This window comes from Pseudidiomarina sediminum DSM 21906, assembly GCF_000423165.1.
In the GTDB taxonomy this organism is placed as follows: domain Bacteria; phylum Pseudomonadota; class Gammaproteobacteria; order Enterobacterales; family Alteromonadaceae; genus Pseudidiomarina; species Pseudidiomarina sediminum.
In genome coordinates this window covers 1,075,535-1,088,745 of the sequence record NZ_KE383983.1, presented here as the reverse complement: position 1 = coordinate 1,088,745, position 13,211 = coordinate 1,075,535, and the positions used below count along the sequence as shown (strand labels likewise).

General features: G+C 52.3%; 15 protein-coding genes. 9 read left to right on the top strand and 6 right to left on the bottom strand.

The genetic code is table 11. The features are described from left to right. Nucleotides 1-2 precede the first annotated feature (2 nt). Genes aroC through G535_RS0110510 form a run of 5 tightly spaced genes read right to left on the bottom strand, consistent with a single transcriptional unit; the run spans nt 3 to nt 3,329 of the window. Nucleotides 3-1,073, bottom strand: coding sequence for a chorismate synthase (gene aroC / locus G535_RS0110530; protein WP_026862020.1), 1,071 nt, complete (start codon nt 1,071-1,073; stop codon nt 3-5). An 8-nt stretch (nt 1,074-1,081) separates the two neighbouring features. Then, nucleotides 1,082-1,984, bottom strand: a complete 903-nt coding sequence (gene prmB / locus G535_RS0110525) for a 50S ribosomal protein L3 N(5)-glutamine methyltransferase (RefSeq protein WP_034728052.1) — start codon at nt 1,982-1,984, stop codon at nt 1,082-1,084. A gap of 27 nt (nt 1,985-2,011) precedes the next feature. Continuing rightward, nucleotides 2,012-2,524 (bottom strand): phosphohistidine phosphatase SixA, encoded by a 513-nt coding sequence (sixA, locus tag G535_RS0110520; RefSeq protein WP_026862018.1) that lies wholly within the window; start codon nt 2,522-2,524, stop codon nt 2,012-2,014. Beyond that, nucleotides 2,521-2,892 (bottom strand): RnfH family protein, encoded by a 372-nt coding sequence (locus G535_RS0110515; protein WP_026862017.1) that lies wholly within the window; start codon nt 2,890-2,892, stop codon nt 2,521-2,523. Before G535_RS0110515 ends, sixA begins: the two co-directional genes overlap by 4 nt. Beyond that, nucleotides 2,889-3,329, bottom strand: a complete 441-nt coding sequence (locus G535_RS0110510; RefSeq protein WP_026862016.1) for a type II toxin-antitoxin system RatA family toxin — start codon at nt 3,327-3,329, stop codon at nt 2,889-2,891. The genes G535_RS0110515 and G535_RS0110510 overlap by 4 nt, the downstream gene beginning before the upstream one ends. Before the next feature lie 124 nt (nt 3,330-3,453). Between G535_RS0110510 and smpB the strand changes: the two genes are divergently transcribed. From smpB to trpA, 7 genes are all read left to right on the top strand, one after another. After that, nucleotides 3,454-3,933, top strand: a complete 480-nt coding sequence (smpB, locus tag G535_RS0110505) for an SsrA-binding protein SmpB (RefSeq protein ID WP_026862015.1) — start codon at nt 3,454-3,456, stop codon at nt 3,931-3,933. Nucleotides 3,934-4,200: 267 nt separating this feature from the next. Further along, the gene (locus G535_RS0110500) at nt 4,201-5,796 is read left to right on the top strand and encodes an anthranilate synthase component 1 (RefSeq protein ID WP_026862014.1); all 1,596 of its coding nucleotides are present in this window, start codon (nt 4,201-4,203) and stop codon (nt 5,794-5,796) included. Then, nucleotides 5,796-6,419: a glutamine amidotransferase-related protein gene (locus tag G535_RS0110495; RefSeq protein WP_026862013.1), complete on the top strand. Its 624-nt coding sequence runs from the start codon at nt 5,796-5,798 to the stop codon at nt 6,417-6,419. Before G535_RS0110500 ends, G535_RS0110495 begins: the two co-directional genes overlap by 1 nt. Further along, nucleotides 6,406-7,413, top strand: a complete 1,008-nt coding sequence (gene trpD, locus G535_RS0110490; RefSeq protein ID WP_026862012.1) for an anthranilate phosphoribosyltransferase — start codon at nt 6,406-6,408, stop codon at nt 7,411-7,413. The genes G535_RS0110495 and trpD overlap by 14 nt, the downstream gene beginning before the upstream one ends. Beyond that, complete coding sequence (trpCF, locus tag G535_RS0110485) at nt 7,403-8,791, top strand: bifunctional indole-3-glycerol-phosphate synthase TrpC/phosphoribosylanthranilate isomerase TrpF (RefSeq protein ID WP_026862011.1); 1,389 nt, start codon at nt 7,403-7,405, stop codon at nt 8,789-8,791. The genes trpD and trpCF overlap by 11 nt, the downstream gene beginning before the upstream one ends. Beyond that, entirely contained in the window at nt 8,788-9,984 is a 1,197-nt protein-coding gene (gene trpB, locus G535_RS0110480; protein WP_026862010.1) for a tryptophan synthase subunit beta, read from the top strand. Before trpCF ends, trpB begins: the two co-directional genes overlap by 4 nt. Further along, nucleotides 9,981-10,826 (top strand): tryptophan synthase subunit alpha, encoded by an 846-nt coding sequence (trpA, locus tag G535_RS13490; RefSeq protein WP_051207145.1) that lies wholly within the window; start codon nt 9,981-9,983, stop codon nt 10,824-10,826. Before trpB ends, trpA begins: the two co-directional genes overlap by 4 nt. Here trpA and G535_RS0110470 read toward each other — a convergent pair. Then, nucleotides 10,765-11,682, bottom strand: coding sequence for a TIGR01777 family oxidoreductase (locus G535_RS0110470; RefSeq protein WP_034728048.1), 918 nt, complete (start codon nt 11,680-11,682; stop codon nt 10,765-10,767). The two genes, trpA and G535_RS0110470, sit on opposite strands and share 62 nt — an antisense overlap. A 123-nt stretch (nt 11,683-11,805) precedes the next feature. On the opposite strand from G535_RS0110470, the gene G535_RS0110465 reads away from it, so the two are divergent. Together G535_RS0110465 and G535_RS13485 are read left to right on the top strand one after the other, a co-directional pair. Beyond that, entirely contained in the window at nt 11,806-12,360 is a 555-nt protein-coding gene (locus G535_RS0110465; protein WP_026862008.1) for an inner membrane-spanning protein YciB, read from the top strand. Beyond that, nucleotides 12,341-13,204 (top strand): alpha/beta hydrolase family protein, encoded by an 864-nt coding sequence (locus tag G535_RS13485; RefSeq protein ID WP_051207143.1) that lies wholly within the window; start codon nt 12,341-12,343, stop codon nt 13,202-13,204. The genes G535_RS0110465 and G535_RS13485 overlap by 20 nt, the downstream gene beginning before the upstream one ends. The last annotated feature ends 7 nt before the right edge of the window (nt 13,205-13,211 follow it).

Below are 13,211 nucleotides of genomic sequence, written 5' to 3'. Positions count from 1 at the left end.
ACCTAAAGTTTTTGCGCCCGTTGGCGCAACCAATGATCCACAATCACTAGGGCTGCCATAGCTTCGACAATGGGCACGCCGCGAATGCCGACGCAAGGGTCGTGACGGCCACGGGTAATGACCGTTTGCGGTTGCCCGTGCACATCAATGGTCTGGCCCGGTAAAGTAATACTGGAAGTCGGTTTAAACGCGACTTCAGCGGTGACGGTTTGACCGCTACTGATGCCACCCAGTACGCCACCAGCATGGTTGCTGGTAAAGCCCTCTGGTGTCAGCGCGTCACGATGCTCACTACCTTTTTGTGCGGCGACGGCAAAACCATCACCAATACTCACAGCTTTGACTGCATTAATGCTCATTAACGCTTTGGCTAAATCTGCGTCAAAACGATCAAACACCGGCTCACCTAAACCAACCGGCACGCCCTCGACCTCCAGACGCACCCGTGCGCCCACCGAATCGCCCTCTTTGAGCAAGTTTTTCAAATACTCACTGGCTTGTTCGGCAACACTCGCATCGGGCATAAAGAGCGCGTTTTCTCGCGCTTGCGCCCAGTCAAAACTTGCCATGCTAGCCTCAGTTTGATGGGGACCGATTTGCACCACACCGGCCTTAAACGCTACGCCAAGCTGCTCCTGTAAAAGCTTTTTAGCAATGGCGCCAGCCGCCACCCGCATCGCAGTTTCGCGTGCCGACGAACGACCGCCGCCACGATAGTCACGAATGCCATATTTATGATGATAGGTATAATCTGCATGGCCAGGACGGAACAAATCTTTGATATCCGAATAATCTTTGCTGCGCTGGTCGGTGTTTTCAATCAACAAGCCAATCGGCGTTCCTGTGGTTACGCCTTCGAAAACCCCGGATAGAATCTTCACCTGATCGGGTTCACGACGGGCGGTGGTATAGCGGCTCTGGCCCGGTTTGCGACGATCGAGTTCGATCTGTAAGTCTGCTTCGGTTAGTTTGAGCCCTGCCGGGCAACCATCCACAATGGCGCCTAAGGCTGCACCGTGACTTTCACCAAAAGTGGTAACGCGAAACAATTCTCCAAAGCTATTGCCGGGCATGAGGGTTCCTAAAATTTATCGTGATACTCAACCAATTCTTGTCGGGTCATCAAAAAGACACCGTCGCCACCGCGTTCAAACGACAGCCAAGTAAATGGTACATCGGGGTACAAGTGCATCATATGTACCATTGAGTTGCCCACTTCACAAATCAAAATACCATTCTCGGTCAAATGCTCAGGCGCTTCGCGCAAAATTGTGCGGACTAAATCCAAGCCATCGTCGCCAGCCGCAAGACCAAGTTCAGGTTCATGATGAAACTCAGCCGGTAAATCTGCCATGTCTTCGGCATCAACATAAGGTGGGTTGGTGACGATAAGATCGTACTTTTGGCCTTTCACTGCGCTGTACAAATCTGATTGAATTGGAAACACACGATGCTCGAGTTGGTGTGCCGCAATGTTCTCTTCGGCAACTTCTAAAGCGTCGCTGGAAATATCCAACGCATCGACTTCGGCATCCTCAAACGCGTAGGCACAAGCAATCGCAATACAGGCACTGCCCGTACACAAATCGAGAATATGCTTCGGGGCAGCAACTAACCAAGGCTGAAACTCGCTCTCGATCAATTCAGCAATCGGTGAACGCGGCACTAATACGCGTTCATCAACCTTAAACGGCAAGCCCGCAAACCAAGCTTGGCCGGTCAAATAGGCGGCAGGTTTACGTTCACTGATGCGCTGCTCAAGCAACGCAAGAAAGTTTTCGCGTTCGCCGCTGGTTAAGCGCGCACCACGAAAGTCAGCCAGTTGCAGCACATCAAGATGCAACACGTGCGCCAACAGTACTTGGGTCTCGGTATCGGCATTATCAGTACCGTGGCCAAAAAACACCTCGGCATTGTGTAATTGACTCACACCCCAACGCCAATAATCTTCAATCGTTTTCAATTCTTTTAGCACTGAACTCATGTTCGTTCTCCACAAAAGTGCGTTCGCTTATTGGGGCGGTTCGGCTACGGCCATGCGTTCAAAGTGCCCCTGCCAGTCTTCTGGCTGCAGGGTAAGCTCAGCAATGCCTGCCGTAGGAAACATTATCGGGGTAGCGGCTTTGTCTAACGCTGCGACTAAAAAGCTAACAAATGGCATGTGCGACACAATGGCGACCTGTTTCACCTGAGAGCCTAAATGTTGCAACTCAGCGAACAACCAATCCGCAAACTGCTCGGCATTCCCCTCTGGGGTAATGTCGGTACACACTTGCTCATGCTTGGTCTGTACCACGCTAGTTAGCACCGAGGCTGTTTGTCGCGCACGTACCAAAGGACTGACCAAGAGTAAGTCGAGCGCTGGGTGCGCTTGCGCATTCAGGTAGTGCGCCAACCACTGCGCGTTGACCATCACTTCCTGTTCACCGAAGGGGGTCAACGGACGAATTGCATCCCCTTGCAAAGCCTGTGCTGGCATCGCTTCGCCGTGGCGAATCACATAAAGCTTAACCTGCTGTTTCAAGACTCACCTGCTGTTTCATCATCATCGCTGCGACGGCGGCGACCACCCGTTACTGGATCGGCACGACCATCGTCTTTGGCGCGTTCGGCCCGCTTCCGACGAATGGCTTTCGGATCGGCAATTAACGGCCGATAAATTTCAATGCGATCACCGTCACGTGGCACATGATCAAGTTTGACCGCTTTGCTCCATATGCCAACTTTCTGTTCGCTTAAGTCGATTTCCGGGAAGTAACGCACAATATTGGATTGGGCGATACATGCTTCCACCGTTAACCCTTCGCGCACCCGTAACGGAATAATCTGCTGTTTATCCGGCGTGGCATAGGCCACTTCAATCTGAATGTGCTGCTGACTTTGTGGACTCATACGGAAGTTCCATAAACGCTTTCAGCGCGTTTGACAAAGGCATCGACCATGCGACTTTGTAGCTCGTTAAAAATATTACCAAAGGCCAAACCTAATAAGCGATTGGCAAATTCGAATTCAAGCTGTAAGACAATTTTACAGGCATTTTCATCCAAACGATGAAAGGTCCAGCCACCACGTAAATAGCGGAAGGGTCCATCAACCAGTTCCATCCCAATGCGCCCTGGCGGCTCGAGGGTATTACGCGTGGTAAACGACTTGCCTACGCCAGCCTTGCTGATATCCAAGCGTGCTACTTTGCTGGTTTCGGTTTGCTCGATCACCTGCGCAGCGCGACAGCCCGGCACAAACTCCGGGTAGCTATCGATATCATTGACGAGCGCGTACATTTGTTCGTCGCTGAAAGGTACCAGCGCACTTCGTTCAATGCTTGGCATTCAATTTCCTTGCCTTACTTGAAAATTTCCGCATGATACCTCACTTTCAAACGCTGATCATCCATTGTCAACTTTGGCTGATAAACAAATTTTCTTTTGATTTTTGATGCGTATAATAGCCGCCATGAGCAAAAATAAGTCCAAAGTAAATTCCAACACCATCGCGCTGAACAAAAAAGCGCGTCACGAGTATTTTCTCGAAGATAAATTCGAGGCCGGTATCGCCCTGCAAGGCTGGGAAGTGAAAAGTATTCGCGCTGGCAAAGTCAATATTGCCGATACCTACGTGATCATTAAAGATGGTGAAGCCTATCTATTAGGTGCCCAAATTCAGCCGCTGCTGTCAGCGTCATCGCACGTTGTGTGTGATGCAGAGCGGACCCGTAAACTGTTATTGAAAAAGCGTGAGCTGGACAAATTGATTGGCGCCAGTGAGCGTGAAGGCTACGCCATTGTTGCAACCGCCATGTATTGGAAGCGCCATTTGGTGAAGCTAGAAATCTACCTTGGTAAAGGTAAAAAATCGCACGATAAACGTGACACCATTAAAGAGCGTGATTGGCAGCGCCAAAAATCGCGCATTATGAAACATAGCGTACGCTAGGTAACACGCGGCGAAAGCGGCAAAAAAGGGTTGACAACTTTAACCGCTTTCCGTTAGCTTAAAAATACACGAACAAGAGAAGATTTCGACAATGATCAATAACGTACAAATTCTTAAAAGCGTACAGTGGTGGTGGCATTTCCCGAGCTAGCGGGCGATGCATCTGTGCGTATTCGATACGTTATTTGATGAAAACCCGCTGATGGCGGGTTTTTTTGTGCCCGCCGGTCTGCAACCAAAAATGGCTTAGAAAACCGGGGTAACAACGTGCAATTTGAACAACAACCAGGCTATTACCACTCGCTGCACATGCAGCTTCCATACAGCGAAGCGACGCAGCAATTGTTTGCCAGTCTTTGCGGTGACAAACCACATACACTGCTGCTCGACTCGGCTGAAATTCAGTCGCGGCAGCACATGAAAAGCTTGATCATGACACAAGCTGCATTACAACTGACCTGTCAGGGCCAACGCGTCGTCATTAACGCGCTTACTGCCAACGGTGCCCAGCTGTTACCATTTTTAGCGTCACGCCTGCAGGCACTGGCTAGCATCAGCGCAACACCGACGCAACTAACCTGCGACTTTACGCCAACCGATACCACCTGCCTCGATGAAGCGAATCGGCTGCGCCAAGTCAGTACCGAACATCCATTACGCCTGATCCAACAGCAGTTGCAACTGCTAGATGATAGCCGACAACATGACTTTGCCTTGTTTATTGGTGGCGTGTTTGGCTACGACTACCTGACCAGTATGGAGGCTTTGCCTGAGGTACCTTGTGGCGACAACAGCTGCCCTGACTATCAGTTCTACCTTGCCGAAACTCTGGTGATTGTTGACCATCAAAACCGTACTACCGAATTACTTGCGACCTTGCTCAGCGGCCCCGACTCAGAACACTACTACCCGCAACTGGCCAAACAAATGGGTGAAATTGCCGCTCACTGCCAACTACCAGCCTTGGCTCCGGCCACGCAGCAAGTGTCAAACCCGGTTCCAGCAGTTCTGGCTCAACCCGAGCGCGACACCTACGCGCAATGGATTACCGCGCTCAAAGAACACATTGCCGATGGCGATATTTTTCAAGTGGTGCCATCACGCCAATTTAGTTTGGCCTGCCCGGATAGTTTTGCGGCTTATCAACAACTCAAAGCAGCGAATCCGTCGCCGTATATGTTTTACCTGCAAACCGATGACTTTGTTCTGTTCGGTGCCTCTCCAGAGTCGGCACTGAAATACACCGCCAGCAGTAATCAAGTTGAACTATATCCGATTGCTGGCACGCGTCCCCGCGGCAAGAATGCTGATGGCACGCTCAATCGCGACCTTGATAGTCGCTTAGAGCTGGAACTGCGTTGTGACCAAAAAGAACTTTCTGAACACCTCATGCTGGTCGATTTAGCACGGAACGATCTTGCCCGTATTGCAGTTCCAGGCAGCCGCTATGTGGCCGACTTACTGCAAGTCGACCGCTACTCGCACGTGATGCACTTGGTCTCCCGAGTGGTCGCGCAATTAGCGCCTGACCTTGACGCACTGCATGCCTACCGTGCATGTATGAACATGGGTACCTTGGTTGGCGCACCCAAAGTAAGTGCTGCGCGGCTCATTCGGCAATTCGAGCAACAACGTCGTGGCAGTTACGGGGGCGCGGTAGGCTATCTCAATAGTGCCGGTGATATGGATACCTGCATTGTCATTCGTGCCGCCTTCGTGCGCGATGGTATCGCGCATGTGCAAGCCGGGGCCGGCATCGTTGCTGACTCTCAAGCCGATGCTGAAATCGCTGAAACCGAAAACAAAGCGCAGGCGGTGATTAGCGCCATTCAAGCCACATTCTCAGACGCGGAGGCAAAGTAATGGCTGCACCACGCATTATTCTTATCGATAATATTGATTCGTTTAGCTACAACTTAGTGGATGAACTTAGCCAACTTGGCTACCCGCTGTTGGTGTATCGCAACACGGTTACTTTGGCGGCCCTGCGAGCTGAACTTGAAAGCTATCAAGGCCCGCAATTACTTTGTCTCTCGCCTGGCCCAGGCCACCCGCGCGACGCTGGCCAGCTAATGGCAATCATCGCATACGCCCGAGGCCGTTACCCCATGCTAGGAATTTGTTTAGGTATGCAAGCGCTGTTAGAAGCCAACGGTGCCACCGTGAAGCGTTGCGGCGAAACCCTACACGGTAAAGCCTCTGCCATTCGCTGTGTGGAGCATAGCGTTTTCGATGCCCTGCCCAACCCTTTGACCGTCGCACGATACCACAGCTTAGCGGGCTACGAGTTACCACAAACCATTGAAGTACTTGCCGACGTCGATGCGGCAGGCGCACGCATTCCAATGGCCTGCTATTTTGCCGACGATCAGGCGATCGGCTACCAATTTCATCCGGAATCCATTTTGACTGGACGCGGTACTCAGTTGCTGCAACAAACCCTCTCTTTCTTATTTGCACAGGAGTCGTTCTATGGAAACAATTAAACAACTACTCGCTGGCGAAACCTTATCGATGGCAGCGACCGAGCGACTGTTCGATCGTTTAGTTAAAGGTGAACTCAACGAAATTCAAATTACCGCGCTCCTAACAAGCATGAAAATGCGTGGTGAAACGCCGCCGGAAATGGCTGGGGCAGCCCTCGCCTTGCGCCGCGCTGCCAAGACCTTTCAACGCCCAGACCGCGTGGTCGTAGACAGTTGCGGTACCGGTGGCGATGGCAGTAACACCATTAATATCTCGACCACCGCAGCGCTAGTAGCGGCCAGTATGGGGCTCACAGTTGCTAAGCATGGCAATCGCAGCGTGTCGTCGCGCTCAGGCTCGGCAGACGTGTTAGAAAGCCTCGGCTTGTCCGTTACCCAGGACCCAGCCGTTGCAGCCAAGCAATTAGACGCGCTTAATTTTTGCTTTTTATTTGCACCGCACTATCATCCTGGCATTCGTTACGCCATGCCGGTACGGCAAACACTGAAAACCCGAACGTTGTTCAACTTACTTGGGCCTTTGGTGAATCCGGCGCGGCCGAACATTCAGGTGCTGGGCGTCTATGACCCAGCGTGGGTCAAGCCACTGGCGCAAACCTTGCAATTGCTCGGTTGTGAGCGCGCGATGGTACTACATGGCTCTGGTTTAGATGAATTTGCCTTACACGGACCGACCCAAGTGGTCGAGTTGCGTGACGCTACCTTGCATGAGTACCAGTTGACGCCCGAAGACTTTGGGGTACAACATGCCGAGATCAGTGAACTGCGCGGCGGTGATGCCGACTTTAATGCCCATGCATTGATTCAAGTGCTTAAAGGCAAAGCGCCACGCGCCCACCAACAGGCCGTGGCGATGAGCACCGCCGGCTTATTGTACCTAACCGGACGTTTCGCGACACTCAAGGAGGCGACCAGCGCCGTTTTAGAACATCTCGCCAGCGGACAGGCGTATACCCATCTACAGCAACTTCAGGAGTTTAATCGTGGCTGTTAGTAGTACTCTTATGACCATCGTCGCCAAGCGCCGTGAGCGCATCGCTGAATTGGCGCAGCAGTATGACGTCGACACGCTCGCGGCAACGCTTACCCCAAGCACCCGTAGTTTAGCCAAGGCGCTATCGGCGCCAGCAAGTGGCTTTATTCTCGAGTGTAAAAAAGCATCGCCTTCAAAAGGCTTGATTCGCGATGACTTTCATCCCGTTAACATTGCCAAGACCTACAGCCGCTATGCTGCGGCGATCTCAGTCTTAACTGAACCAGACTACTTTCAAGGCGACTTTGCCTACTTAAGCGCAGTTAGTGCCAGCGTCTCGATACCAGTCTTGTGTAAAGACTTTATCGTTGACCCCTTGCAAGTCCTGCTCGCACGCCATTACGGTGCCGATGCTATCTTGCTGATGTTGTCCGTGCTCGACGATGCGACTTACCAAGAGCTCGTGCAATTAGCGGCACGTTATCAGCTTGACGTTTTGACCGAAGTCAGTACCCCTGACGAAATGCAACGCGCTGCCGCCCTCGGCGCCAAGATTATTGGTATCAACAACCGTAACTTGCATGACCTCAGTATTGATATTACCCGCAGTCGCACCCTCAGCCAACAGGCCCCCAAAGGCGCGTTGTTGGTGGCGGAATCAGGTTACAGTGACCATGCGACCGTGCGCGCAACCGCGCCTTATGTTGACGGTTTCCTGGTCGGCAGTGCACTCACCAGTCAGCCGTGTATTGATCAGGCCTGTCGCGAGCTCATTTACGGCCAGCATAAAGTTTGTGGGCTGACCCGTCCCAGCGATGCCATGGTCGTACGTGCCAGTGGTGCAGCCTATGGCGGCTTGATTTTCGTACCACAATCACCGCGTGCGGTCACTCTGGCACAAGCCGCAGCGCTTATCGCCTGTGAGCCGGAACTGGCGTTTGTCGGCGTCTTTGCCGACAGCCCTTTGCAGTACGTTGTTGATACCGCCACCGAGTTAGATCTGCATGCAGTACAACTGCATGGCCATGAAGATATCGATTACATCGCACAACTGCGCCAGCAACTGCCGCGCGGTATTGAGATCTGGCAAGCCTGCGCTGTCGAGGCCCCTTTGCAACTCCCGGACAGCCGTTGCGACCGCTATTTGCTCGATCATGGTGCAGGCGGCACTGGACAAGCATTCGACTGGCAGTTACTCGACCAACTCAGCGCGCACCAACGCCAGCAATGTATTCTTGCCGGCGGCTTAGGACTCGAAAACCTCGCCGGCGCACAAGCGACCGGCCTAACGCGTTTCGACTTTAACTCGCAGCTAGAGCACAGCAAAGGCGTGAAAGACGCGGGTAAAATTATTCAGCTTTTTCAACACATTCGACACTATGGGAAGCACACATCATGAGTCAATCTGCAGCCTATTTTGGTGATTTCGGCGGACAATTTGTCCCTGAAATCCTCCTCCCAGCGCTTGACCAACTCGAGCAAGCGTTCAATGACGCACAGGCCGATCCTGCCTTTCAGGCTGAATTCGCCGACCTGTTAAAAAATTACCTTGGCCGCCCAACGCCGGTCTCCTTGTGTCGCAACTTACCCGTGGACAGCCCTAATGGCTGTAAGATTTATCTCAAACGTGAAGATCTCCTTCATGGTGGTGCGCACAAAACCAATCAGGTATTAGGTCAAGCGTTACTGGCAAAGCGTATGGGGAAACGTCGTATTATCGCCGAGACCGGTGCCGGCCAGCATGGCACGGCAACAGCCTTGGCCTGCGCATTGTTGGATCTTGATTGCACCATTTACATGGGCAAAAAAGACGTTGAGCGACAACAACCCAACGTGTTTCGCATGGAACTTATGGGCGCGAAAGTGGTAGCTGTCGATACCGGTAGTGGCACCTTAAAAGATGCCGTCAACGAAGCCCTACGGGACTGGACCGCAAGCTATCAATGCACCCACTATTTGCTCGGTACCGCAGCCGGCCCACACCCCTTTCCAACCATCGTTCGCGAATTTCACCGGATGATTGGTGCCGAAGCCAAACGTCAGATGATTGAGCAAGCAGGCCGCTTACCCGATGAAGTGATTGCTTGTGTTGGCGGCGGCTCCAACGCGATCGGCATTTTTGCAGAATTTATTGACGAGCCTGACGTTGCTTTGGTCGGGGTTGAACCGGCAGGTAAAGGCCTCAACAGCCACGAACACGGCGCGACACTTGCCGCTGGCAAACCGGGTATTTTACATGGCTGTAAATCCTATTTGATGCAAACCAGCGAAGGTCAAATTGAAGAAAGTTACTCGGTTTCGGCTGGGCTCGATTACCCAGGCGTTGGTCCGCAACATGCGCATTTAAAAAGTATTGGTCGCGCGAGTTATGCCTCCGTCACTGACGAGGAAGCGCTCGCTGCCTTTAAACTCTTGGCAGAAAAAGAAGGCATTATTCCTGCGTTAGAGTCCGCACATGCCTTGGCTTATGCTTTTAAGCGCGCGCAACAAGCCGACGCTCCAGAAATTCTATTGGTGAACCTTTCTGGGCGTGGCGACAAAGATATTGATCATGTACGTCGTATTTTCCAACAACAGGAGCAGCAATCATGAGCCGTTATGCCGCGATGTTTGAACGTTTAGATGCCGCTGATCAAGGTGCTTTTGTCCCTTTTATTACCCTTGGCGACCCGGATTACGATACTAGCTTAGCCATCATTGATGCCCTCGTTGCAGGCGGTGCTGATGCGCTCGAACTTGGCTTCCCATTTTCTGATCCTGTCGCCGATGGCCCAACCATTCAGCGTGCCGCCATTCGTGCACTCGAACATGGTATGACGATTGCGAAGTGCTTCACCTTATTAACAGAGGTGCGCAAGCGCTACCCAGATTTACCGATCGGTTTATTGGTCTACGCTAACTTAGTGATTGGTGGTGATGATAATGCTGATAATGGGTTTTATCGTCGCTGCGCTGCTGCGGGCGTCGACTCGGTATTGATTGCCGATGTGCCGACACGCGAAAGTGCGCCCTTTATTGCAGCGGCCAAACAACACGGCATCGCGCCAATCTTCATTGCGCCGCCCGATGCTGATAACACGCGTTTACAAGAGGTCGCGGCACTGAGTGAAGGCTATGTGTACTTACTCAGTCGCGCGGGTGTTACCGGTGCTGAAACCGGTATGCAAACGCCTGCAAGCGCAGTCATTGAGGCCCTACAACAGGCGCAGAGTGCTCCGCCGTTGTTAGGTTTTGGCATTGCCAAGCCGGAACATGTGCAAGCGGCTATTGGGGCAGGTGCCGCTGGTGCCATCAGTGGCTCGGCGGTGGTCAATATTATTGCCGAGCACCAGCACGACCGTCAGGCGCTCGTTACCGCGTTGCAAGACTTTGTTAGTCAGATGAAGGCGGCAACAAACAATCGCGCAGCGCTGCGTCAGCAGTCGGATAGTTAAAGGTAAAACCCGCATCTTGTAACCGCGCTGGCACCACTCGCTGGCCGGTTAACAAGACCTGCGCCATTTCACCTAATGCCAGCTTCAAAACCCACGCAGGTACGCGCATAAAGTGCGACTTGCGGAGAGTTTTTGCGATGCTTCGACTGAATACTTCCTGCGTGACAGGTTCAGGGGCGGTGGCGTTATACACACCCTCACAGCTCTCCTGCTCGAGCAAAAAGGTTAACGCCCGCACCATATCCTCAAGATGAATCCACGAAAAATACTGCTCGCCGCTCCCAAGTGGGCCACCTAAACCGAGCAAATACGGCGGCAACATTTTCTGTAAGGCACTGCCCTCTTTTGCCAATACCACGCCCGTCCGTACAATGCAGACGCGCGTACGCTCAGATGCCGCAGCCCGTGCCCGGTGCTCCCATTCAGCACAAAGTTGCTGAGCAAAATCATCCGGATAATTGACCTGCGTATTTTCGGTCATTTCGGTGGCATCCTGAGCGCCGTAATAGCCAATTGCCGAACCACTGATCAGCACCTTGGGTGGTGTTTCACAGTTCTGAATCGCCTCAGCCAACGCTGAGGTGATGTTCCAACGGCTTTGCTGCAAACGGTGCTTTTGTTGCGCACTCCAGCGTTTCCCTGCAATACTCTCACCTTGCAAGTTGATCACCGCTAGGTAATCTTCGAGTGACGGCAATTCAGGCACACACAGCACTCCGGCCCCGAAGCGTCGCTCCGCCTGTTGCGGTTGACGTGTCGTCACGGTGATCGCATAACGATCACGCAACGCCATAATTAAGGCGCTGCCGATTAACCCTGTGCCACCGGTGATCAAAATTTTCTGTTGTTGTGTCATGTTCTGCCTCACTTCATCCTGTCCCTGTCAGCCAGCTCAGTTTGCCTATTTGCAGGTAGTCGTTGCGCGACTTTTCTGGCAAACTCTGTTCATCATAGTCTTTGTCGTTAATGGAAGCCAACCATGCTGCTGTTTCTTGAATACTTGCCGTTAGCATTATTTTTTCTGTTTTATTTAATGGGCGACATCTTTCTTGCCACAGGTGTACTTATGCTAGGTACCGTGCTTCAGATCACAGCGCTGAAGTTTATGAAAGAAATTGTCACACCGCGGCACTGGATCATTCTTTGGGTAGTTCTGATTTTCGGTACCATCACCCTGCTGTTGCACGACGAATGGTTTATCAAACTCAAAGTGAGCGTCATTTACGTCGCTATCGCCGCTTTCTTGTTGGGTGGACTATGGTGGAAGAAACGCAGCCCTCTGCAAGCCTTTCTTGGCGAGGAAATTAACCTACCCGATTTCGCTTGGCGTCGACTGACCTATGTTTGGGTCGCTTTCGCAATTGCGGTGGCCTTGGTTAACCTCTATATCGCGGAATACTGGTCGCTGGACGCTTGGGTGAACTTCAAAGTCTTTGGCATTATTGGTGCAACCCTAGTGCTCTCGATTTTTACCGGCGCCTATATGTTCAAACACCACACCGATCGTGACAAAGATGCCGAAGAACTTGAGTAATGCCTTTCAACTGACGACCGCTCCGGGACGTCAGATTAGCGTGCATCACTATCCTGCTGAGCACGCTCAGAAAGTTGTCATTATGGCGCCGGCGATGGCGGTCCCACACAGCTATTACCGCGCTTACTGCGAATGGTTAGCAGCACAGGGCTACCACGTACTCGGCTTCGACTATTACGGCATAGGGGCAAGCGGTAACGGCACCACCAAGCAACGCAATAGTAGTATCACTGAGTGGGCTCACCATGATGCACAAGCGGTACTTAATCACGCATTAGACAACTACCCAGATTTACCTACAGTGTGGTTTGCCCATAGTATCGGCGGTCAAATTTTCGGCTTGCTCGAGCGCCATCAGGAAGTGGAACGGATGATCACCATCGCGACCGGGACTGGGTTTTGGCGCGACACGCAACCCAAATTAAAGTACAGCTCCTGGTTACTATGGCGCGGTATTGTGCCTTGGCTTGTGCCTCTGGCCGGTTATTTTCCTGGACAACGCTTAGGAATGATTGGCGACGTGCCGAAAAGCGCGATGCTGCAGTGGCGACGCTGGTGTTTGCATCCCGATTATGTGGTCGGTGCCGAACACGCCTACCAACGTTACGCAGCAGTACGCACGCCCATTATCAGCTTATCGTTCAGTGATGATGAACTACTGACAGCGCGCAATATTCAGGCCATGCACGACTTTTACAAAAATGCGCCACAGCAGCGTATTGAAGTGCGTCCCGAACAGTTTCAGTTAGAGCAATTGGGGCATTTTGGCATCTTTCGTCCGCATGCTGAACAGCTCTGGCGCGAACTCTTCGCGCCACAATTGCAGACCGCACTGCCCCAATAACACTCGA